This is a genomic window from Gordonia sp. QH-12 (genome assembly GCF_001578675.1).
Classification (GTDB): Bacteria; Actinomycetota; Actinomycetes; order Mycobacteriales; family Mycobacteriaceae; genus Gordonia; species Gordonia sihwensis.
This window is the reverse complement of the sequence record NZ_KQ969293.1, coordinates 81,504-104,877: the sequence shown is the minus strand read 5'-3', so window position 1 is coordinate 104,877 and position 23,374 is coordinate 81,504. Positions and strand designations below refer to the sequence as shown.

Below are 23,374 nucleotides of genomic sequence, written 5' to 3'. Positions count from 1 at the left end.
CCGTTTCCACGTCGTCAGTTCACACCCAGCGCAGTCGCCACGGCGACGGGATCGACCTGGATCGCATCCACCTTCGGCATGCCGAGCAGCGCCGTGTCCGGGTCCTTCAAACCGTTGCCGGTCACGGTGCACACCACGGTCTCCCCCGGCTTCACCCAGCCCTCCTCGCGGCTCGCGAGCAGGCCGGCGACGCTGGCGGCCGAGGCCGGCTCCACGAAGACGCCTTCGCGTCCGGCGACCAGCTTGTACGCCTCGAGGATCTTCTCGTCGGTGGCCGCCCGGAACATGCCGCCCGACTCGTCCTTGGCGGCGACGGCCTGGTTCCAGCTGGCCGGCGAGCCGATGCGGATCGCGGTCGCGATGGTCTCCGGGTCGCTCACCGGGGCTCCGTTGACCAGCGGCGCGGCACCGGCGGCCTGGACGCCGAGCATGCGCGGCAGGGAGTCGATGATCCCGTCGGAGTGGTACTCGCGGTAACCCTTCCAGTACGCGGTGATGTTTCCCGCGTTACCGACCGGGAGTGCGTGCACGTCGGGGGCCTTGCCGAGGACGTCGACGATCTCGAACGACGCCGTCTTCTGGCCCTCGATGCGGGCCGGGTTCACCGAGTTGACCAGCTCGATCTCCGGGTAGTCGGCGGTCACCTTGCGCGCGAGCTCCAGACAGTCGTCGAAGTTGCCCTGCACCTGGATCACCTTCGCGCCGTGCATGACGGCCTGAGCGAGCTTGCCCATCGCGATCTTGCCCTCGGGGATCAGCACCGCACAGGTGATTCCCGCGCGCGTGGCATACGCCGCCGCCGAAGCCGACGTGTTGCCGGTCGAGGCGCAGAGGACCGCCTTCTTGCCGTTGTTGACGGCATTGGTGACGGCCATCGTCATACCGCGGTCCTTGAACGACCCGGTGGGGTTTAGCCCCTCCACCTTGAGGTAGACCTCGCAGCCGGTGATCTCCGAGAGCACCGGAGCCGCCACCAGCGGCGTCGCGCCCTCCAGGAGGGTGACGATCTTCCAGTCGTCGCGCACCGGCATGCGATCGCGGTAGGCCTCGATCAGGCCCGGCCATCCGCGGTGGACGGGCTGGTACTCGGCGTTAGTCATTGGTTCCCTCCAGACGGAGCACGCTGGACACCTTGATTACGGAGTCCATCTGTTCAAGTGCGGCAACGGTTTCCGACTGTGCGCGGTCGGAGGCGCGATGTGTGACGACGATCAGCCGGGCGTCGGTGCCCGCGCCCTCCTGGCGTACCGCGGCGATGCTGACGTCGCGCGCCGCGAACTCGCCCGCCACCTGCTGAAGGACTCCGGGCTTGTCGGCGACCTTCATCGAGACGTAGTAGCGCGTCGGGACCTCGTCGATCGACGCGATCGGCAGCGAAGCGTACGTGGATTCCAGCGGACCGCGCCCGTGGTACACCCGGTTCCGGGCGGCCATCACCAGATCACCGAGCACCGCCGATGCGGTGGGTGCGCCGCCGGCGCCCTGACCGTAGAACATCAGGCGGCCGGCATTCTCCGCCTCCACGGCGACGGCGTTGAACGCGCCGTTGACGGTGGCGAGCGGGTGCTCCAACGGAACCAGCGCCGGGTAGACGCGGGCGGAGATCTTCTCCCCGTCGGCGGTCTGGATGCGCTCGCAGATGGCCAGAAGCTTCACCGTGCAGTCGAACTTCTTCGCCGCCTCGAGATCCTTCGAGGTGATCTTGGTGATCCCCTCGCGGTAGACGTCCGACGCGGTGACCCGGGAATGGAAGGCGATCGAGGCGAGAATCGCGGCCTTCGAAGCCGCGTCGTACCCTTCGACGTCCGCGGTGGGATCGGCCTCGGCGTAGCCCAGCCGGCCGGCCTCGGCGAGCACCTTGCCGTAGCCCGCGCCGGTCTCGTCCATCTCCGAGAGGATGTAGTTGGTGGTGCCGTTGACGATTCCGGCCACCCGATTCACCGAGTCGCCCGCGAGCGACTGGGTCAGCGGGCGGATCACCGGGATCGCGCCCGCGACCGCCGCTTCGAAGTACAGGTCGACCCGGTTGTCCTCGGCCGCCTTGGCCAGTTCGCCCGAATGCGCGGCGATCAGCGCCTTGTTGGCGGTGACGACGGACTTGCCCGACTCCAGGGCGGTCTTGATGAGCGCGCGAGCCGGCTCGATGCCGCCGATCAGCTCGACCACCATGTCGACGTCGTCGCGGGCGACGAGTCTGTGCGGATCGTCGGTCAGCAACGCCGGATCGATGCCCTCGCGTGCTCGGGAGGCATCGCGCACCGCGACGCCCCGGAGCACGAGCGGCGCGCCGATCCGAGCCCGCAGGTCGGCGGCGTTCTCGGTCAGAATCCGAACGACCTCGGTGCCGACATTGCCCATGCCCAACACGGCCACGCCGATCGGACGGGATGATTCGCTCATTCCGGGTCCACCTCCAGGCTCAAGAAGTCCTCCACCGTCTCCCGCCTCAGCATGAGCCGGGACCGGCCGTCATTGACTGTCGCGACCGCCGCACGCGGCACCATGTTGTAGCGGCTCGACATGGAATAGCAGTAGGCGCCGGTGGCGCCCACCACGAGCAGATCGCCCGGGGCCAGGTCGTCCGGCAGCCAGCAGTCGCGGATAACGATATCGCCGCTCTCACAGTGCTTGCCCACCACCCGGCAGACGACGGCCTTCGCGTCCGAGACCCGCGAGGCGAGCCGGACGTCGTACTCGGCGTCGTAGAGCACCGTGCGGATGTTGTCGCTCATGCCGCCGTCGACCGAGACGTACCGGCGCACGGTGTTCCCGTCGAGTGCGACGTCCTTGACGGTTCCCACCCGGTACAGCGTCACGCCCGCCGGCCCCGCGATCCCGCGACCGGGTTCGACCGCGATGGTCGGCATCGGCAGGTTCAGCGCGGCCGACTCGCGGCGGACGATCTCCGCCAGCGCCTCGGCCAGCACACTGACCGGCGGCGGGTCGTCGCTCTCCAGGTATGAGATGCCGAGACCGCCGCCGAGGTCGAGCACCTTGAGCTGCGAGGTCTTCTCGACCCCGAACTCGGCGACGATGTCGGCGAGCAGGCCGATCACCCGGCGTGCGGCGAGCTCGAATCCGTCGATCTCGAAGATCTGCGAGCCGATGTGGCTGTGCAGCCCCACCAGACGCAGGTTGTCGGCGGCGAAGACCGCGCGAACCGCGTCGAGCGCCACACCGCCGGCGAGTGCGAAACCGAACTTCTGGTCCTCGTGCGCCGTCGAGATGAACTCGTGAGTGTGCGCCTCGACGCCCGGAGTCACCCGGACCAGCACGTCGGCGACCACTCCCCGTTCACCGGCGAGACGGTCCAGACGCTCGATCTCGATCATCGAGTCCAGGACGATGTCCCCGACACCGGCGTCGAGTGCCGCCGCCAGTTCGTCCTCGGCCTTGTTGTTGCCGTGCAGCGCGATGCGCTCGGCGGGGAATCCCGCGTGCAGCGCTACCGCCAGTTCGCCTCCGGAGCAGACGTCGAGCGAGAGGCCCTCGGACTCGATCCACTTCGCGACCTGCGAGGAGAGAAAGGCCTTCGACGCGTAGTGCACGCGGCCGTACGGCCCGAACGCCCGCTGCATGTCGGCGCAGCGCGACCGGAAGTCCGCTTCGTCGTACACGAACAGCGGGGTGCCGTACTGCTCGGCGAGCCGGTCGACCCGGACTCCGCCGATCGTCACGACGCCGTCCTCGTCGCGGACGGTCCCGCGCGGGTAGACGTTCTCCGGGATACGGGAGAGCTCTTCGGGGCGGTTGGGGCGCTCCGCGAGATGCGGAGCGGCGAGGATCTCGGCGTGGCGGGGGCCGGCGGGGTGTGCCATCACATTCTCTCCGGAGCGCTGACGCCGACCAGCTCGAGGCCGTTGGCGAGGACTTGGCGGGTGGCTTCGCAGAGCGCGAGCCGGGCGGCGTGCACATCGCCCGCCTCCTCGTCGCCCTGCGGGAGGACGCGGCAGCGCGCGTAGAACCGGTGATAGGCACCGGCCAGCGACTCCAGGTAGCGGGAGACCCGATGCGGTTCGCGCAGTGCGGCGGCGGTGGCGACCACCTCGGAGAAGTCGCCGATGGTGCGGATCAGATCGCCCTCGGACTCGTCGTCGAGAAGCTCCAGACGCGCGGTGCTCGCCGACAACCCGAGCTCGGCCGCGTGACGGGCCAGCGCCGACAGCCGGGCATGCGCGTACTGCACGTAGTAGACCGGGTTGTCGGAGGACTGCTTGCGCAGCAGATCGAGGTCGATGTCGATGTTGACGTCGATCGACGAGCGGATGAGCGCGTAGCGGGCGGCGTCGACTCCGACCGCCTCGACGAGGTCGTCGAGCGTGATGACGGTTCCCGCGCGCTTGGACATCCGGACCGGCTGTCCGTCCCTCACCAGATTCACCATCTGCCCGATGAGGACCTCGACGGCTTCGGGGTCGTATCCCAGCGCGGCGGCTGCGGCCTTCAGCCGAACCACGTAGCCGTGGTGATCGGCGCCGAGCATGTAGATGAGGTGATTGGCGCCGCGGTCGTGCTTGTCCTTGAGGTAGGCGATGTCGCCGGCGATGTAGGCGGCGTTCCCGTCGCTCTTGATGACGACGCGGTCCTTGTCGTCGCCGTAATTCGTCGACCGCAGCCACCAGGCGCCTTCGGCCTCGTACAGGTTCCCGTTGGCCTTGAGCTCGTCGATCGCCTGCTCGACGAGGCCTCGATCGAACATCGAGTTCTCGTGCGTGTAGACGTCGAAATCGGTGCCGAACTCGTGCAGCGTCCGCTTGATGTGCGCGAACATGAGCTCCACGCCCTCGGCACGGAAGACCTCCCGCGCCTCCGCGACCGGCAGCTCGAGGACTCCGGGCGACTTCTCGACGACGGTCGCGGCGATCTCGTCGATGTACTCGCCGGCGTACCCGTCGTCGGGGGTCGGCTCGCCCTTGGCCGCGGCCAGCAGCGAGTTCGCGAACCGGTTGATCTGCTCGCCGTGGTCGTTGAAGTAGTACTCGCGCGTCACCTTCGCGCCGCGTGCGGTGAGCACGCGCCCTAGTGCGTCGCCCACCGCGGCCCAGCGTGTGCCGCCGAGGTGGATGGGGCCGGTGGGATTGGCGGACACGAACTCCAGGTTCACGTTCAGCGCCGAGAGCTCATCACCGCGGCCGTACGCATCCCGCTGTGCGAGGACGGCGGCGACCGTCTGATTCTGTGCGGCCGCAGCCAAGCGCAGATTGACGAATCCGGGTCCGGCGACCTCCGCGGAGTCGATGCCGGGGTCGGTCGCGAACTCGTCGGCCAGCCACGTCGCCAGTTCGCGCGGATTGGCTCCCGCGCGCTTGCCCAGTTGCAGGGCGATGTTGGTGGCGTAATCGCCGTGCTCCGGGCTGCGCGGACGCTCCACGACCACGGTCTCCGGAATCAACGACGTATCGAGGTCATGAGCGTGGAAGACCTTCTGCGTCGCAGCGCGAAGCAGAGCAGCGAGTTCGGTGGGAGTCACGGGAACCTATCTTATTGTCCCAGGTGCGGTTCACGACAATCGGACCTCGGTGCCGGGAATCGGCGCTGTCCGAGGCCCCACCCGCCGGGCGAAGTGCTCAGGGCAGGTTCAGCTGCCAGGACACTCCGAATCGGTCGTTGACCCAGGCGAAGGCCTGCGAGAAGCCGTAGTCGCCGATCGGCATCAAGACCCCGCCGCCTTCGCCGAGAAGTGCGGCGAGACGCTCGAGCTCGGCGCGATCGTCGACGTCGACGAACAGCGAACTCGACGGGGTGAAATCGAAGGCGTGGCCGACGGCGCTGTCGCTGACCAGCACCCGCAGACCGGCGAGATCGAGTTCGGCGAGCATGATGCCCTGGGCCGGGTCGGCGTGCGGCGTGGACGTGACCACGCGTCCGCCGGGGAATGCGGAGAGGTACAGGTCGATCGCGTCGGCGGCGACGGCCCCCTGGAACATGAGGAACGGACGGATCTGCGTCATGACGCGGGCGTAGTGGCGGTAGCGCGGTTCAGCAGCCGAGCAGGGTCGCGAGTTCGTCGATGCCGCGAACGTGGAAGCGATCGTCGGGGCAGCGCGCCTCCGGCTTGGGCTCCGGACCCCATTCCGCGGGCCGCTCCACATACGCCGTCTGCAGGCCGAATCCACGCGCCGCGGCGAGATCGGTCACGTGCGTCGCGACCATCAGGACCTCACCGGGATCCACCCGCATCAGCCGCGCGAGCCCGAGGTACACCTCACCGGATGGTTTGTAGTGGCGCCAGAGGTCCGAGCCGCCGATGAAGTCCCAGGGCAGACCCGCGGACTTGGCCATCTCGGTCAGGAGTGCCACGTTGCCGTTGCTCAGGGCGCAAATCGTGTACCTCTCCTTGAGGCGACGGAGTCCCTCGGGCGAATCCGGCCACGCCGGGAGGACGTGCCACGCGTGCACCGCGGCGTCCAGCTGATCGGCACCGGCCCGGATTCCGTGCTCTTCGCGCAGCAGCCGGTCGAGTGATTCGCGATGCAGATCGTCGAGCAGCGTCCAGTCCCGGCTCCCCTGTTCCACCTCGGCCAGTGCCGGCGCGTAGGTTCGTCGCCAGGAACGCGCCAGCGCCGAGGCGTCGATCTCCGGAAAGATCTGAGCCAGAACACGACTGACCCCGGTATGCCAGTCGGCCACCGTCCCGAAGGTGTCGAAGGCGATCACTTTCACCGAGGGCGCGCCGGTAGTCGAAGTCACCCGGTCAGTGTCGCATCGCCGGCACGTGAGTACTCGGACGCCTCCCGGATCTGTTCCGGCGTCGGCGTCACTCCGGTGTAGAGCGCGAACTGCGCCGCGGCCTGGCCGGCGATCACCGCGTCTCCGCTGATCGTCTCGAGTCCGCGTGCCCGCATCGCCCGCACCATCGGCGTGTCGGGCGGCATCGCCACCACGTCGAGACAACCGGTCGCCGCGTCGACGAGAGCCTCGTCGAACGGCAGCGCGTCGGCGTCCGGTCCCCCGGCCATGCCGATCGGCGTCGCGTTGACGAGAGTTGCGGGGGCGAGTCCCGCTGCGTTGACCGCATGCCGGTAGCCGTATCGCGCGGCGAGCACGGCACCGGCGGCCCGGTTGCGCGCGACCACGGTCACATCGGTGAAGCCGGTCGCACGCAGCGCCGCGACCACCGCCTTCGCCATTCCGCCGCTTCCGGCGACGGCCACCGGCGCGGTGCGATCGAAGCGCGAGGCGGCCAGCAGGTCGGCGACCGCCTGATAGTCGGTGTTGTACGCGTGGAGCACGCCGTCGTCGTTGACGATCGTGTTCACCGAGTCGATGGCCGCGGCCGACTCCTCCATCACGTCGATCAGGTCGATCACCGCCTCCTTGTACGGCATCGACACCCCGGCACCGCGGATCGGGAGGCCACGGATCCCGGCCACCGCCGAGGCGATGTCGGTCGGCGCGAAGGCCTTGTAGACGAAGTTCAGGCCCAACCGGTTGTAGAGATAGTTGTGGAAGCGGGTCCCGATGTCGGACGGCCGCGCCGCCAGCGAGACGCACAGCACGGTGTTTCGGTTGAGAGCGCGGGAATGCGGGGCGGTCATGGACCGACCGTAGCGGGCAGCCGGTGCCACGAGCCACCGAGCCGGCGACCGATTCGCTCTGAAGAATGCGAAACGCGCAATTCTATCACGCCGCTGAAATCACTCCCGACGAGTTTGACATCGGTCGGACAATTCACCATCGTGACCCTTGGGACGACCATCGATCGTTTGACCACAGATGGGTCGGTACACGGCCCGGGACCAGCGGATTCCAACGACATCCCTCAGTCCAGTCTGGCGTGAAAGGTAAAATGTTGAATAGTGTGAAAAGAGTTGCGATCATCGGCGCGGGGCCCAGTGGAATGGCAGCCCTGCGCGCTTTCAAATCGGCGGAGAAGTCCGGCTCCGAGATCCCCGAAGTGGTCTGCTACGAGAAGCAGGACGACTGGGGTTGACAGTGGAACTTCACCTGGCGCACTGGAACCGACGGGTACGGCGAACCCGTGCATTCGAGCATGTACCGGAATCTGTGGTCCAACGGCCCCAAAGAGGCGCTCGAGTTCGCCGAGTACACATTCGACGAGCATTTCAACCGTCCGATCTCCTCTTATCCTCCTCGCGAAGTCCTCTGGGATTACATCAACGGCCGTGCCGTCCAGTCGGGTGTGAAAGAACTCGTCCGATTCGCTCACGTGGTGCGTCGGGTGGAATTCGACGATGAGACCGAACAGTTCACCGTCACCGTCGACGATCTGCGCGAGCATGTGACCTCCACCGAGGTCTTCGACGAAGTCATCGTCTCGACGGGTCATTTCTCATTTCCCAATGTCCCCGACATCGCGGGAATCGAAACCTTTCCCGGCGAGGTGATCCACGCGCACGAGTTCCGCGGCGCCGAGCGATTCGCCGGTCAGCGCCTGCTGCTCGTCGGGGGTCGTACTCCGCCGAGGACATCGGCATCCAATCTCACAAGATGGGGGCCCGGCACGTGACGATGAGCTGCCGGTCGCGGCCGCAGGGATTCGCGTGGCCCGACGGTGTCGACGAGAGACCGCAGATCGACCGGATCGACGGCGGTGTCGCCACCTTCATCGACGGCTCATCCGGAGAGTTCGACGCGATCATCCTCTGCACCGGGTACCTGCACCACTACCCGTTCCTCCCGGAGCATCTGCATCTGCGTTCGCCCAACAACCTCTACCCCGGCGGTCTCTACCGGGGCGTGACGTGGCAGGCGAACCCGCACCTGCACTACCTCGGCGCGCAGAATCAGTGGTTCACGTTCAACATGTTCGACGCGCAGGCCTGGTATGTCCGGGACCTCATCCTCGGTCGAGCCCAGCTCCCGTCCGCCGCTGAGCGCGCCGCGCACATGCGTCAGTGGGCCGATCGTTACCGCGGCGTCGAGGACGACGCCGCCGCGGTGCGTTTCCAGGCCGACTACATCCGCGATCTGATCGAGCAGACGGACTACCCGATGTTCGACCTCGACGAGGTGGTGCGGATCTTCCTCGAATGGAAGGCCGACAAGAAGCGGAACATCCTCACCTACCGGGATCAGGTGTACCCGTCGGTGATGACGGGAACGATGGCCGCCGTTCACCACACCCGCTGGATCGACGAGCTCGACGACTCCCGGGAGCGCTACCTCGAATCCCAACCCACGGCCGACCGTGTGACGAGCTGACGGCCACCGGCGCAGACGGCCGGATGTCGGAGGGCGCACCTACAATCGGGGCAGCATCCGCGCGACGAGGAGCACAGCGTGCAACAGCCGTCACTCTTCGAGCCCGACGACACCGGCCGTCCGCTCGCCGACCGAATGCGGCCTCGGTCGATCACGCAGGTGGTCGGGCAGGACCACCTCCTCGGCCCGGACGGAGCGATCGGCCAGATGGTCGCCGAGAAGCGGCTGGCGTCGATGATCCTGTGGGGTCCCCCGGGCTGCGGCAAGACGACGATCGCGCGGCTTCTCGCCGAACAGACCGACCTCGTCTTCGAACCGCTGTCGGCGACATTCGCGGGAGTCGCCGATCTGCGGAAGGTGTTCCGCGCGGCGGAGAAGCGCCGCGAGCTCGGCCGCGGCACCCTGCTGTTCGTCGACGAGGTGCATCGGTTCAACCGCGCGCAGCAGGACTCCTTCCTTCCCTACGTCGAAGACGGCACCGTCGTCCTGGTAGGCGCGACCACCGAGAACCCCAGCTTCGAGCTCAACCCCGCCCTGCTCTCCCGCTGCCGAGTCTTCGTTCTCAAACGACTCGAGGAGGCCGCGCTCGTCGAGTTGGTCGAACGAGCCGAGACTCTGACGGGACGGGAGCTGCCCCTCGACGGCGAGGCCCGGCAGGCGCTGATCGCGATGGCCGACGGCGACGGACGCTATCTGCTCAACCTCGTCGAGCAACTCGGCCACATCAGCACGCCGGTCGGCGTCGACGAGTTGGTCCCGCTGGTGCAGCAGCGGGCTCCCCTGTACGACAAGTCGCAGGAAGGGCACTACAACCTGATCTCGGCCCTGCACAAGTCGATGCGCGGCTCCGACGCCGATGCCGCCTTGTACTGGCTGGCCCGGATGCTCGACGGCGGAGAGGATCCGCTCTACATCGCCCGGCGCATCGTGCGCTTCGCCGCTGAGGACGTGGGCATGGCCGATCCCCGGGCGCTCGCGCAGGCACTTCGGGGCGGCCCGGGCCCTCGCCCGGCGCACCGGATCGCTCATGCCGCCGAAGCACATTCTGAATGCGCCCACCGGATTGATGCGCGAGCTCGGCTACGGTGCCGGCTACCGCTACGACCCGGACACCGAGGACGGATTCTCCGGGGCCGACTACTTCCCCGAAGGCCTGGAGCACGAACCGCTGTACCGGCCGACAGCCAACGGTTTCGAAGCCTCCGTCCGCGAGCGCATCGCCGAATGGGACCGGTTGCGTGTCCGCCGCCGCGGCGAGGGACGGTGACCGCGCCTCAGCGGATCGAGCGGTACACCGCGGTCTCGAAGTCCAGGAAGGCGGCGACCGACGCGGGATCGGCGAACGGCAGCACTTGCGAGCCCCACATCCCGGCGACGTCTGCCTCCCTGTCGATCCAGTAGTAGAGGTTGGCCAGTCCGGCCCACGCGAGCGAGCCTGCCGACCGGCCCGTCGGTGCGGGCTCGTCGTTGACCATGAACGAGTAGGCCCACGACTTGGACTGCCCGGGGAAGAACTCCGCGTCGTGAGTCAGGGCCGGCGCCGACCCGACGAGCTTTCCGACCTTCAGCTCGCCCAGCCCGTTCCGGGATGCCGCCCGCACGGTCTCGGGCGCGAGCACCCGACCGCGCTCGCCCTCGCCGTCCCGCAACCACATCCGCAGGAAGCGGGTGTAGTCCGGGATCGTGGCGTACACCCCCTGTCCGCCCATGTCGACCTCCGGGTCCTGCGGAAGCACCAGGCCGGTGGCGACCAATGACCCGTCGTCGACGCGCTGGTGGACCTCCGCGCGACGATCCGCCATCGACCGGCTCATGACGAAGGCCGAATCGTCCATGCCTAGGGGCTCGAAGATCCGCTCCCGCATCACCTGCGACAGCCGTTGTCCCCGAACGGCTTCCACCACCAGCCCGGCCCAGTCGATGTTGGTTCCGTATCCCCACCGAGTCCCGGGGTCGAAGAGCAGTGGCGAGGTGAGGCATTCGCGGGATGCGGTGAGAATGTCCGGCTGTCCCGTCGACTCGAGCAGGCGGGCGTACTCCGGTGAGAAGAAGGAGTACGACAGGCCCGCCGTGTGGAGCAGCAGCATCCGGGTGGTGATCTGCGTCGACGGTGCCCGCAGTCGCGGTGAGCCGTCCGGGGCGAAGCCCTCGAGCACCTGCAGCCGGCTGATGTCCGGTACATAGTCCGCAGCCGGGGCGTCGAGGTCGACCAGCGCCTCCTCCACGCATTGCAGCACGGCGGTGGACGTGAGCGCCTTGGTGCACGAGAAGATCGCGAATACCGTGTCGGCGGTCATCGGCCGACCGTCGTCCACGGACCGGACGCCCGCGGTGCCGAGGTAGGCGTCGCCGCCGCTTCGGGTGACGGTCGCGACGACGCCGGGCACGCGCTGGGCGTCGTCGGCGGAGGCGGCTCGGTTCAGAATGTCGTCGAGGCGGGTGAGGTCGGGCATCGGGATCTCCTGTGCAGCAGTTGATGGCACCAGTGATCCTGGCCGGTGTTCACGGCCGGGTACGTCTGCGAACGGCAGGCACCGTCTCCGAGCGGCGACCTTCTCGTAGCGGAGACTCGTCCCCACCGGCGGCGGGTCACGACCGCGCGCGAGCGAGCGTCTCGGAGGGATTCTCGCCGAACCTGCGTCGATAGGAGGCCGCGAAGACGCCGAGGTTCACATAACCCCAGGAGTGGGCGGTCGCCGTCACCGACTCGGCGCCGGAGCGCAGTTCGCGGTAGACGCCTTGGAGGCGCTGCTCGACGAGATAGGAGCGCACCGACGTTCCCAGATAACGAGCGAATCCACCGCTCAGCGACCGCACGCTCACGCCCGCCGCGGCCGCGATCTCGGCCACCGTCGGCAGGTCGCGGGCGTGGGCGTCGATGAAGTGCGCCGCGGTGCGGACATAGCCCGGTGCCGCCACGGCGGGCCGACGTTCGAGGTCGACGGCGGCTCGCAGCGCCCAATCGTGCAGGAGTTGCGCGGCGATGAGCTCCTGCAGATGGAGCCCGATTCTGCCCGAGGCGACTGCCTCGGGCGAGATGGCCGCCGTACTCGTCGCATACCCGAGCAGATTCCACCACGGGCTCCCCGATCCTCCGATCACGGCGCCGCGGGACCACAGGGCGTCGTCGGGGACGTGGCCCCACCACTGCAGCGAGAGGTCGGCGAGCAATCGGTGCGGCACCGTGAGATTGAGCTGCAGATGGTCGTCGTCGGCGGCGAGCCGGAAGTCGGTGCGGCTGCAGTCCGCGACGAACGTCTGCCCGGCCCCGAGTTCGGTCCCCTCGGCGCGCCCCACCCGGTGCCGCGTCCGTCCGCGCAGCGTGGTCAGAACCAGCACGTTGCCCGCTTCGGCGTCGAAGTCCCGCAGTGCCACCTCGGTGCCGTACCGGAAGTGAGTCATGGTGATCTCACCGACGTCGATCGAGAACATCGACGAGCAGGGCGACGTCGAACGGCCAGACGGCCGGACGTCGAACGACATGTACTTGTCGTCGGTCCACGCCGCGATCGCATCCCAGTCGGTCTCCGTCACGGACGAGAGGACACCGTTCGGGCGCGGATCGAGCTGTGTCGGCATGGTCGGTAGGCTACTGACACACTGCGACGTTCGGCAGGGATTCAGCAGGCCGGGCGAGGTCTGGGAAGACCGCTGAGAATGATCAGCGCTGACAGATCTGGTGCCCCCCGTAGGATTCGAACCTACGACCTTCTGCTCCGGAGGCAGACGCTCTATCCCCTGAGCTAGGGGGGCTCATCGGGCGAAAGCAACATTAGCGCACAGGGACCTCACCGCCCAACACCGGGGTCACCGCAGCGCGTCAGACGGCGATCAGCTTGGCTCCGGCCACTTCCCGGTACCGGTCGGGCGTGCAGGTCAGGACGATGATCTGCGCATCGCCACCCGCGGTGCCGAGCACATGGGCCATCGAGGCCAGGCGCGTCGGATCGGTGTAGCCGAGCGCATCGTCGAGGATCAACGGCACCCCGTCGGCCTTGTCGACCAGAGTGGCGCAGGCGAGCCGGGCGAGCAGACCGAGCTGCTCCTTGGCACCGCCCGAGAGCGAGTCGACGTCGACCGTGACGCCGTCGAGGGTGCGGGTGGCGATGACGAAGTCGTCGTCGATGTGGAACGACACACCGGAGCCGAAGACCGGGGCCGCCAGCTCCTCCAGACGCTCGGCGAATGGATCCACGTACCGCGCGCGGCTCTCGTTGCGCTTGCGCTGCAGCGTCTCGTGCAGCACACGCGCTCCTGCGGCGCGCTCTCGGACGCGTTGCAGGTGCGCCTGCGCGGCGTCGTTCGCCGCGACCGCCTCCGACAGTTCATCGAGACGTCCGTCGCTTCGGCACACCTCGAGTCTGGTCGACAGCTCGGTCTGGATTCGCTTCTGCTCCGACACCTGCCTGCGCAGCCGGTCCTGCGCGGCCTCGGCCTGCGCGAGCTTCTCGCGCAATCCGTTCAGATCCAGCTGCTCGAGGCGCTGCGTCAGCCGAGCCAGATCCGCCTCCGCGTCGTCGACCTCGGCCGCGTGCTCACAGACCCGCTCCGCGAGCGTCTCGTCGGAGGCCGCCGCGGCGGAGGCGCTGAGCTCGGACTCCAGTGCGGCCGACTCTTCGGCGATGCGGACGCCGGTCTCCTCCAGCGCCGATGCCCGCGACTCGTACTCACGCACCGCTGCCAGCCGCGCCTGCCGTGCTCGGTCGGCTTCCGCGGCGAGATCGGACGCCTCACGTTCGATCCGCCGGAGCTCGGCGAGGTCGGCGTGAGCGCGCTCCCCCTCGTGCCCGTTGCCGGCGTCTGCTCCCGCCTGCTCAGGGAGGCGAGACAGCAGGTCCAGGCGCTGCCGTTCGAGGTCCTCCGCCTCGGCTCCGCCGAGCTCGCGCGCCAGGGCACGCTCGGTGTCCTGAATCCGCCGAAGGATCTCCGCTCGTCGCGCGGCCGCCGATGCGACGAGCGACAATTCGGCTACTCCGCACCGGCGACGAAGCTCTGCGGCCCGCTCGCGGAGCGTCTCCAGTTCTGCGGCCGGCTCGGCGGAATCGGCGCCCGGCCGGACCTCGACGCGCACCGATCCCGGCACCTCCACGACTGTGGGCCGCGCCGCCGAGACCTGCGCACCGTCCGCCGCCGTCTCACCGTCGAGGAGGACCTCGTCCGCGCCCAGGCGAGTGATCGTGACCGTGGGTGCGGCCGCGTCGAGCCGAGCCGCGGTGGCGGCGAGATCGCGCTCGAGTGCGGCGGCGAGCCGGACGTCGTCCTCGCTCACCGGGACGGCTGCGGCTTCGGCACGCGCCGACGCCAATTCCGATCGCAGCCGCCGGACCTCGTCGAGTGAGTTGTCCAGGCGGGCCAGACGGGCCCGATCCGATGCGACCACCGCCGCCCTCTCGGCCGCCCGGAGTTCGGCGCCGAGGTCGTCTCGCCGCTTCTGCGATTCCGCGAGCGCCGACGCAAGCTCGGCCGCCTCGCCGGCGGCGGCCTCGGCCTTCGCGCGCGCCTGACTCACGGCTCGGCGATTCTCCGCGAGGGACTCGCGCAGCGCCGCGGCTCGTTCCCGGTCGCGCCGACGGCTTCGCAACGCGTCGGCCGCGACCCGGTGCGACAGCTTCCTGCTCTCGAATGTGGCCCGAGCCGCCTTGACCTGCTCGCTCACCGCTTCGGCCTCCGCCAGCGCCGCGGCGGCGGTGGAGACCTCGACGTTGCCCGACTGCTCTTGCGCCACCAACCCTCGGATGGTCTCGGCCACGCGGGGAAGCCGATCAGCGGCGTCCTGAACCCGCGCCAGGATCTCCTCGCGCTCGGCAACCGCGGCGGCTGCCCGATCGGCCGCATCGGCGGCCGCGGCGAGTTCACCGGTCGGCCGTCCTTGGGCGAGGGTGAAGTACTTCTTGTACTCCGCGGCCACCGCCGCGACCAGTTCCTGGGTCTGCGGCGTCTCGCCGCCGTCCGACTCGGACTGTCCCGCCGCACGGTCGAGCGCCTGCGAGAGCGCCGAACTGTTCGCGAGGTCGCCCAACCGCGGGTCGGCCGACTGCAGCAACCGGAGCGCCCCGAACAACGTCTTGTCGAGCGCCTCCGCGAGAATCTGGTCCACACGCTCGTGCGCCTCGCGCCCGGTGAGTTGCTCACGCACCGGCCGCGTGATCGTCAAGGTGGTCTCCGGCTGCCGATTGAAACGTTTGAAGTACTCGAAACGCCAAGAGCCGCAAGAGATATCGGCCCACACCTCGGTACCGACGTCGCGCCCCGCGGGCTGGACGGCACGGACGTTCCTCGCCTTGCTGCTCGCCTGAGCGGTCAGCAACAGGTCGAAGGCCTCCATCATCGACGACTTGCCCGCCTCGTTGTCGCCCTCGATGACGGTGACGCCCGTGTCGGCGAACTCCACCTCGCGGGCGGCCACTCCGCGAAAGTTCGCCACTCGGAGTCGGTGCAGTCTCATCGGCCCGCCCCCGACAGCCGGTACAGCAGGGCGAGGGCCGCGCGCGCGTCGGCGGTGTCCGCGATGTCGGAATCCGACGCCGCCCGCTCGGCCAGCTCGGCCGCGGCGAGCGCCGCATAGCCTTGGAGATCGAGCTGGGCCACATCGGAAGGATCGGACACGACGGTCAAGTCGTGGTGCCGCTCCCAGATCTTCAACGCCGCGAACCGGTCGCCGAACTCGTCGAGCAGGTCGGCCAGTGCGACTTCGTCGGTCACGCTGATGGTCCCGGTCAACGCCAATTGCACCACTGTGCGCGACTTGTCCGGGATCTCGGAGAACAGTCCGCGCAGCCGCGCGATGTCGTCAGCACCGTTCATGTGCTCGCGGACCGTGCGAAACGACCACTGCCCCACGCGGTGCGGGGTCACCTCGATCGAGGACTCGCCGCCCCGGCTCAGGGTCACCTCGAGAACGTGCCCCGGCGCGGACTCGACATGATCGAACGCGGTCACCTCTGGCGCACCGGAGTACCACACGCGCCCCGAGTCGCCGACCGAAGTGAGCGAATGACGATCCCCCAGGGCGACGTAGTCGACGAGTTCCGCGGCCACCGCGACATCCAGGGCGGCGCTGCCGACGATCGACGGGTCGTCGTTGGGACTGAGCGAATCGACCCCGCCGTGTCCGACCACGATCCGAATGTCGTCGGACTCGGTCAGCTGGGACAGTTGATCGCTCACCAGGTCGGTCAACGGCCGTTTCGTGGTCCATGGGGCCGCCACCAATGCGACACCGTCGCGCACCGCCACCACCCCGGGCTCGTCGAGGACGATGACGTTGTCCGGGCAGGCGGCGACGAACTCGCGCGAGCGGTACACGCTGGTGGCATCGAGCGGATCGTGATTGCCGGGCAGCAGGTACACCGGGACCGGATACTCGCCCAGCGCAGCGAGCGTGCGGCGGATGATCCGGGTCGACACCCGGGGGTCGTCGAAGACATCTCCGCACACCACGACGAACTCCGCTCCGGTGGCGCGTGCGAGATCGCCGATGCGCACCACTGCGTCGTCGCGGGCCGCACTGTACGTCGACTGCGCGTCCCCGGACAGGAAGTGCCGGGTCATGCCGAGTTGCCAGTCGGCCGTGTGCAGGAAGGTGACGCTCCGTGCCGCGGCGGGCTCGGGCGTCGATTCCGCAGCGTCGGCGGGGACGGAGAACAATGCCAGCGGTTCGAGGTCGAACAGCGGTTCCGTCACGCACGACGCGCCGTCGAGCGCCGAATCGTCGTAGGACGGCCGTGACATGCTCCCGCTCCCTCCAGATCGTCTGTCGGACCGGAGTCGGCCCGTCGTGACGATGGTACGAGGCACCTCCGACAATCCGGGTCAGACGCGGCCGCGGCTCAGTCCGCCGAACCGACTCAGGTCCGCACGAGGAAGAGCGTGGCGACGGCACCCACCAGCAGGACGGCGGCGCCGAGATAGATCGACTCGCCCATCGCTCTCGCGAATCCGTCGCGCAAGAACTCCGGCAGCTGATGAACCTCGCCGCTGTGGCCGGCGGTGTCGACTCCCGGCAGGTGCGCCGAGAGCCGTGACATCATCAGCGCACCGATTCCCGCCGAACCGATCACCGAGCCGATGACCCGCGTGGTGTTGTACACGCCGGCGCCCGCCCCCGCCTGATGCCAGGGCAGATTCCGCGTCGCGGTCGCCGCCAGCGGCGCCCAGATCCCGGCGCTCGCCAGACCCATCAGGAGCGTGGGCGCGACCAGGAGCCACACCGGGCTCTCCGGCCGGAACACGGCTCCGGCCCAGAAGGACGCCACCGCATAGACGAACAGTCCGAGCGCGACCACGTTTCGCGGATGGACCCGGTCGAGCACGCGCCCGACGATCGGCGCGAAGATGCCGGTCAGCACGGCCATCGGCACCAGGACGAGCGCCGACCGCAGCGGCGACATCCCGCCGACCAGCTGGAGGAAGAACATGATCGGGATCATCGAACCGGAGACGGCGAATCCCATCGTGGCGATACCCACGTTCGACACACTGAAGTTGCGGTCACGGAACAGCGACAGGGGCACCAGCGGCTCCCCCCGCGTGCGGCTCTCCCAGAAGACGAACACCCCCATCACCGCGACTCCGGCGCCGATGAGCACCCAGATCCATGCCGCCCAGTGGTACGACTCTCCCTCCTGGATGCCGAAGACCAGCGCCGTCAGACCCACCGCGGACAGCGCGACGCCGACCCAGTCGAACTTGTGGTCGTGGGTCTCCACCCTGGGCACCAGCATCTGGGCGAGCACCAGTCCGACCAGCCCGACCGGGAGATTGACGAAGAAGATCCACTCCCACCCCAGCGAGTCGGTGAGGACGCCGCCGAGAAGCGGACCGACCAGTGTGGCGACACCGGCGACCGTGCCCCAGACGCCCATCGCCGCACCGCGCCGCTCGGGCGGGAAGATGCGGGTGATGAGCGCCATGGTCTGCGGTGTGATCAGCGCCGCGCCGAGTCCCTGCACGCTGCGGGCCGCGATGAGTTCGCCGATGCTTCCCGACAGTCCGCACCACACGCTCGCAGCGGTGAACAGGAACAGGCCGGCCTGGTACACCCGCTTCGGCCCGATCTTGTCGCCGAGACGGCCGGCGACCAACAGCGGCACCGCGTAGGTGAGCAGATAGGCGCTGGTCACCCAGACGATCCCGTTCACATCGGCGTCGAGCGCCTCCATGATCTGCGGCTGGGCGACCGCGACGATCGTCATGTCGACGAGGATCATGAAGAAGCCGACGCACAGCGCCATCAACGCCGCCCACGGCCGATCGGTGACCGATTTGAACACCGGAGTCTGCAGGGTTGTGGTCACGTGCGCGTCCTTTCGGATCCGGACATCGGCGCGAGGCCGAGCGAGGGCATCAGGTTAACACCGCTCACCGACCTGTTCCGGACGCCGCCGGGCGCTCTGGCGGACGCTCGGCGCACCACCGATGTCAGTGGTCGCGCATATTGTGGAGTCGTCGCCCGGCCATCGCGTCGCGCACCGGTCGCGCGGAATCCTCGCGCGGAATCGGAGTACACGTCCGCGCCGACAGCCCGGCCGACAGGGAGGATCGACACATGCGCAAGTCGAAATCCGTCGCGCACAGCGACGACAACCGCCGCAGTGGCGCGCCCGCTCCGGTGACGTACGTCGACGGCCGGGCCGCCCAGAACGCGGGTAAGTCGTCGCTGGCGATCTTGACCGTGCTCGTCGACAAGGCCCAGCGACTTCAACAACCGGCGGTGGCGAAGTACGTGCGCCGCGTGCGCCGCAAGCATCCCGACGAGGGTCCCGAGCAGGTGATCCGACGGCTGGAGAAGCACTACCTGCGCTCGGTCACCGCATCGGGAGGCGCGGTCGGCGCGGCCGCGGCGATTCCCGGCGTGGGCACCCTGACCGCCCTCGGCGCGATCACCGCGGAGAGCGCCGTGTTCATCGAGGCGTCCGCCCTGCTGGCCCTGGCGGTCGCCGAAGTCCACGGCATCTCGCCTGCGGACACCGAACGCCGCAAGACGCTGGTGCTCGCCGTCGCGCTCGGCGAAGAGGGCACGTCTGTCGTCGGGAAAGCGCTCGGAGCGCGAGGCGGTGACGCGATCGCCAAGCTCGGCGTGCCCGGGATGCCCGGGGTCAACCTCTCGACGCTCAATAAGACGCTCGGCAACCGGTTCATCAAGAAGTTCACGATCGGCAAGGCACCCGTCGTGATGGGCAAGCTCATTCCGGGCGGCATCGGCGCGGTGGTCGGCGGCGTCGGCAACCGGGCGCTGGGGTCGCTCGTGGTCCGCAATGCGCGCGAAGCCTTCGGTCCCCCGCCCCGCTTCTGGGACGTCGACGGGGAGGTTCTCGCGCACCAGCGCACGATCGAGGCCGGTTGACCGGCCGCGCGGCGCCGGCCGCGCAGGGCTGGATTCGCCGCCTGGTCGGCGAGTGCGGACGACACCGTCGCCTCGCCGTGGTGCTGGTCACCGTCACCCTCGGCGCCGTTGCCGTCGATCTGGTCACTCCACTCATCACCAAGGCCGCCATCGATTCGGCCACCGGTCAGCAGGCGGCCCGTGTGGGACTTCCCGTCCTCATCGGTGCCCTGCTGGTGGCCGCGGCACTGCGCTACGCGTGTCAGTTCGGCCGACGGATGACCGCCGGTCGCATGTCGGTCACGGTCCAAGACGGTCTGCGCCGCCGGCTGCTCGACACCCTCCATCACGTCGACGGACCGGCGCGCGACACGATTCGCACCGGCCAAGTGGTGTCCCGCTCCATCTCCGACCTCCAGGTGGTCCAGTCACTGCTGGCCATGGCACCGCTCTCGCTCGGCGGCGCGGTCCAGGTGGTGCTGTCGCTGGGTGTGATGGCCTGGCTGTCGCCGCTGCTGACGCTGGTCGCGATCGCCATCGTCCCGCTCATCGCGGTGATCGTGTACCGCAGCCGCAAACGGCTGTTCGCCGCCACCTGGGCGGCGCAGCAGGCCTCAGCCGAGGTGGCCGGCCACGTCGAGGAGACGGTGACCGGCGTGCGTGTGGTGAAGGGTTTCGGCCAGGAACGCAGGGCCACCGACGAACTCGCCGCCCTGGGCGAGCGGCTGTACCGCTTCAAACTGCGCGCCGCAAACCTGAGCGCGCGCTTCACGCCGACCATGGCATCGATTCCGCAACTCGGGATGGTCGCCGTCATCGGTCTCGGCGGATACCTCGTTTATGCCGGCGACATCACCGCGGGCACGTTCCTCGCCTTCTCCACCTATCTCGCCACCATGACCGGCCTCGCGCGCATCCTCACCAACCTGGTCGTGAACGCGCAGCTCGCCGCATCGGCGGTGACTCGCGTGTACGAGGTGGCCGACCACCCGCGCGATCGCGCCTTCGAGAACACGACGACCGTTCCCGACGGCCCGCTCGGCCTGAGCTTCGACGGCGTCGGACTCACGCTCGGCGGACGCCGGGTTCTCCGCGGCGTCGACCTGCGCGTGGCGCCGGGGGAATGCGTCGCCGTGGTCGGCGCGCCCGGATCCGGCAAGTCGACCCTCGCCGAACTCGTGACCGGCGCCTATCGGGCCGAGTCGGGGACGGTCGCGCTCATCGGCGCCGAGGGAAGCGGTCTGGACGTCACAGAGCTGGCGCCGGACGAACTGTACCGAGCAGTGGCGTTCGCCTTCGACGACCCGTTCCTGTATTCGACGACGATCGCCGCGAACATCGGCCTCGGCCCGCAACCGGTGCCGCCGGACGGGGTCGACGATTCCATCCGGGCCGCCGCACGCGCGGCGGCCGCCGACTTCGCCGCGGAACTGCCGGACGGATACGCCACCGAGGTGGGCGAGCGAGGCCTCACTCTGTCCGGAGGACAGAGACAGCGAGTCGCCCTCGCCCGAGCCCTGTATCAGGGCAGCCGGGTACTGGTCCTCGACGACGCGACGTCGGCGGTCGATGCCGCGACCGAGGCGCGGATCTTCGCTCATTTCCGCGCTCTCGGGACCACGATGCTGGTGTTGGCGCACCGCGATTCCACGCTGGCGATCGCCGATCGGGTCGCGGTCCTCGACGACGGCGTGGTCAGCGACGTCGGAACGGTCGCCGAACTCACCGAACGCAGTGCGCGTTTCCGCGCGCTGATGTCGCCGACCGACACCGCGGAACAGCGGGCGGCGGCCTCCGCGAGCGTGCGCGCGCAGAACGACATCGGCATCGAGGAGCTGTGGCCCGGCGGCGTCGACGCGCCGGCTCCGAAAGCCCGCCGTGAGGCCGCGCCCCCGATGCGCATCGGTCCCGGCGGCGGCGGTCGGGCCGGAGTGCTCGGCGCCATGCCCGCCACCGACGAGATCCGTGCCGCGGTGGCCGCACTGCCGCCCGCCGACGACGATCCGAAGGTGGACGTCGAGGCCGCCCGCGCCGAACGCACCGACTTCAGTCTCAAACAGATTCTGCGTCCGGTGGCCGGTCTGCTCGCCGTGGTGCTGGCGACGATCGCTGCGGACACGCTGATCGGACTGGCCTTCCCGTCGCTGGCGCGCACAGTTCTGGACGCCGCCTCGCGTTCGGATGCCGACGTGATCGGGGTCGCCGCGCTCACCGGCTTCGCGCTCGTCGCCGCCGCCTGGATCGCGGGGGCGGTGAACGTGGTGGCGGCGGCCCGCGCGGGAGAACGCGTCCTGTACGGCCTCCGCATCCGCAGCTACGCCCACCTGCAACGACTCGGCCTCGACTACTACGAGCGCGAACTCTCGGGCCGCATCATGACGCGGATGACCACGGACGTCGATGCCCTCTCCGGATTCGTCCAGAACGGGCTGTCGTCGGCCGTGGTCGCGGTGCTGACCCTGGTCGGTGTCTTCGGCGCCCTGATCGCGACCGACTGGGAGCTCGGTCTGGTGATCGCTCCGGTGTTCCCGGTCCTGCTGATCGCGACCGTCGTGTTCCGCCGGATCAGCTCGCGCGCCTACACCCGCACCCGCGAACTGGTGTCTGCGGTGAACGCGGACTTCCAGGAGAACATCGCGGGTCTGGCGACCACACGCGTGTACCGGCACATCCCGGTGGCACGGGCCGAGTTCGGCCGGCGCAGCGACGAGTGGGTCGACGCTCGGATGGACTCCCAGCGCGCCATCTCGGTGTACTTCCCCTTCATCACGTTCTGCTCCGACGCGGCCACCGCCGTCGTCCTCGGGTTCGGCGCCCATCAGGTGGCCTCCGGCGCGATGTCCTCGGGCACCCTGATCGCGTTCGTGCTCTACCTCGCGATGTTGTTCGGGCCCGTGCAGCAGCTCACGACGGTCTTCGATTCGTATCAGCAGGCGGCGGTCGGTCTGCGTCGCATCCGCGATCTGCTGCTGACCCCGAGTTCCCTGGTGGACGCACCGCAGGCCGATTCGGAGGCCTCGCCCGCCGAACTGGCGGCTCCCGCGTTCGACGGCGACGTTCGGCTCGACCGCGTGGACTTCCGTTACGCCGGGGCCGACCGCGACGCGTTGAGCGGGATCGAGATGCACATCCCGGCGGGCACCTCGCTGGCGCTGGTCGGCACCACGGGCGCGGGCAAGTCGACCATCGTCAAACTGCTTGCGCGCTTCTACGACCCGACGGCCGGCAGCGTGCGGATGGACGGTATCGATCTGCGGACCATCGATCTGCACCGCTATCGCAGCCGCCTGGGCGTGGTCCCACAGGAACCCCACCTGTTCGCGGGGACCGTTGCCGACAACATCGCCTACGGCAGGCCCGGTGCCTCGCGCGAGAGGATCGCCGAGGCCGCGCGACGAGTGGGCGCGGCGCAAATGATCGCCGGTCTCCCCGGAGGCATGGAGTTCGGCGTGTCCGAACGCGGGCGGGGACTCTCCTCCGGGCAACGCCAGTTGATCGCGCTGGCCCGCGCCGAACTGGTGGAGCCGGATCTGATCCTGCTCGACGAGGCCACCGCGACTCTCGATCAGGCCACCGAGGCGCAGGTGCTCGCGGCCGGCGAGGCACTCTCCCGGCGCCGCACGAGCGTGATCGTCGCGCACCGCCTCGCCACCGCCGCACGAGCGGATGTGATCGCGGTGGTCGAGGGCGGCCGGATCGTGGAGAGGGGCACGCACCACCGACTGCTGGCGGCACACGGCGAGTACCGGCGTCTGTGGGACGCCGGCGTCTCCCCCGACGACTGCGAGGCGCCGGCTGCCGGGCCGCGCCCGGCCGACCGCTCCAGCGTCGGCTGAGCTCCTCGGCGTTCCGCTGACCGAGACGATCCCCGCTGTCACACGGTGG

General features: G+C 69.1%; 14 protein-coding genes, 1 tRNA gene and 2 pseudogenes. 4 read left to right on the top strand and 13 right to left on the bottom strand.

Features of this window, described 5'->3' with window-relative positions; translation table 11 throughout:
• Positions 1-14 precede the first annotated feature (14 nt).
• The 7 genes from thrC to Y710_RS12110 form a co-directional block, all read right to left on the bottom strand.
• Positions 15-1,100 (bottom strand): threonine synthase, encoded by a 1,086-nt coding sequence (thrC, locus tag Y710_RS12140; protein ID WP_006896415.1) that lies wholly within the window; start codon positions 1,098-1,100, stop codon positions 15-17.
• Positions 1,093-2,400 carry a homoserine dehydrogenase gene (locus Y710_RS12135; protein ID WP_062367560.1) on the bottom strand — a complete coding sequence of 436 codons (1,308 nt, stop codon included), beginning with the start codon at positions 2,398-2,400 and terminating at the stop codon, positions 1,093-1,095. The genes thrC and Y710_RS12135 overlap by 8 nt, the downstream gene beginning before the upstream one ends.
• The gene (lysA, locus tag Y710_RS12130) at positions 2,397-3,821 is read right to left on the bottom strand and encodes a diaminopimelate decarboxylase (protein ID WP_197078091.1); all 1,425 of its coding nucleotides are present in this window, start codon (positions 3,819-3,821) and stop codon (positions 2,397-2,399) included. Before lysA ends, Y710_RS12135 begins: the two co-directional genes overlap by 4 nt.
• On the bottom strand, positions 3,818-5,470 hold the full coding sequence (gene argS, locus Y710_RS12125; RefSeq protein ID WP_006896418.1) for an arginine--tRNA ligase: 1,653 nt from the start codon (positions 5,468-5,470) through the stop codon (positions 3,818-3,820). The genes lysA and argS overlap by 4 nt, the downstream gene beginning before the upstream one ends.
• 97 nt (positions 5,471-5,567) lie before the next feature.
• Positions 5,568-5,951: a VOC family protein gene (locus Y710_RS12120; RefSeq protein ID WP_006896419.1), complete on the bottom strand. Its 384-nt coding sequence runs from the start codon at positions 5,949-5,951 to the stop codon at positions 5,568-5,570.
• 28 nt (positions 5,952-5,979) lie between these two features.
• Positions 5,980-6,690 (bottom strand): haloacid dehalogenase type II, encoded by a 711-nt coding sequence (locus tag Y710_RS12115; protein ID WP_231875733.1) that lies wholly within the window; start codon positions 6,688-6,690, stop codon positions 5,980-5,982.
• Complete coding sequence (locus Y710_RS12110; RefSeq protein ID WP_006896421.1) at positions 6,687-7,538, bottom strand: shikimate 5-dehydrogenase; 852 nt, start codon at positions 7,536-7,538, stop codon at positions 6,687-6,689. Before Y710_RS12110 ends, Y710_RS12115 begins: the two co-directional genes overlap by 4 nt.
• Positions 7,539-7,789: 251 nt before the next feature.
• On the opposite strand from Y710_RS12110, the pseudogene Y710_RS12105 reads away from it, so the two are divergent.
• Both Y710_RS12105 and Y710_RS12100 read left to right on the top strand, forming a co-directional pair.
• Positions 7,790-9,165 (top strand): annotated as a pseudogene (locus Y710_RS12105) (NAD(P)/FAD-dependent oxidoreductase).
• A 135-nt stretch (positions 9,166-9,300) separates the two neighbouring features.
• Positions 9,301-10,333: pseudogene (locus tag Y710_RS12100) on the top strand (replication-associated recombination protein A); the annotation flags it as partial.
• Between the two features lie 106 nt (positions 10,334-10,439).
• Here the strand turns inward: Y710_RS12100 and Y710_RS12095 are convergent.
• From Y710_RS12095 to Y710_RS12070, 6 genes are all read right to left on the bottom strand, one after another.
• Positions 10,440-11,618, bottom strand: a complete 1,179-nt coding sequence (locus tag Y710_RS12095) for a methyl acetate hydrolase AcmB (protein WP_062367558.1) — start codon at positions 11,616-11,618, stop codon at positions 10,440-10,442.
• A 136-nt stretch (positions 11,619-11,754) separates the two neighbouring features.
• Positions 11,755-12,744, bottom strand: a complete 990-nt coding sequence (locus tag Y710_RS12090; protein WP_062367557.1) for an AraC family transcriptional regulator — start codon at positions 12,742-12,744, stop codon at positions 11,755-11,757.
• Between the two features lie 98 nt (positions 12,745-12,842).
• Positions 12,843-12,918 (bottom strand) — tRNA-Arg (locus tag Y710_RS12085).
• 67 nt (positions 12,919-12,985) lie between these two features.
• Complete coding sequence (locus Y710_RS12080; protein WP_062367556.1) at positions 12,986-15,610, bottom strand: AAA family ATPase; 2,625 nt, start codon at positions 15,608-15,610, stop codon at positions 12,986-12,988.
• Positions 15,607-16,896, bottom strand: coding sequence for a metallophosphoesterase family protein (locus Y710_RS12075; RefSeq protein WP_062367555.1), 1,290 nt, complete (start codon positions 16,894-16,896; stop codon positions 15,607-15,609). Before Y710_RS12075 ends, Y710_RS12080 begins: the two co-directional genes overlap by 4 nt.
• Before the next feature lie 116 nt (positions 16,897-17,012).
• On the bottom strand, positions 17,013-18,398 hold the full coding sequence (locus tag Y710_RS12070) for a DHA2 family efflux MFS transporter permease subunit (protein WP_051999642.1): 1,386 nt from the start codon (positions 18,396-18,398) through the stop codon (positions 17,013-17,015).
• A 314-nt stretch (positions 18,399-18,712) separates the two neighbouring features.
• Between Y710_RS12070 and Y710_RS12065 the strand changes: the two genes are divergently transcribed.
• Together Y710_RS12065 and Y710_RS12060 are read left to right on the top strand one after the other, a co-directional pair.
• Positions 18,713-19,510 (top strand): hypothetical protein, encoded by a 798-nt coding sequence (locus Y710_RS12065; RefSeq protein ID WP_006896431.1) that lies wholly within the window; start codon positions 18,713-18,715, stop codon positions 19,508-19,510.
• Positions 19,507-23,325 (top strand): ABC transporter ATP-binding protein, encoded by a 3,819-nt coding sequence (locus tag Y710_RS12060; protein WP_006896432.1) that lies wholly within the window; start codon positions 19,507-19,509, stop codon positions 23,323-23,325. Before Y710_RS12065 ends, Y710_RS12060 begins: the two co-directional genes overlap by 4 nt.
• Positions 23,326-23,374 lie beyond the last annotated feature (49 nt).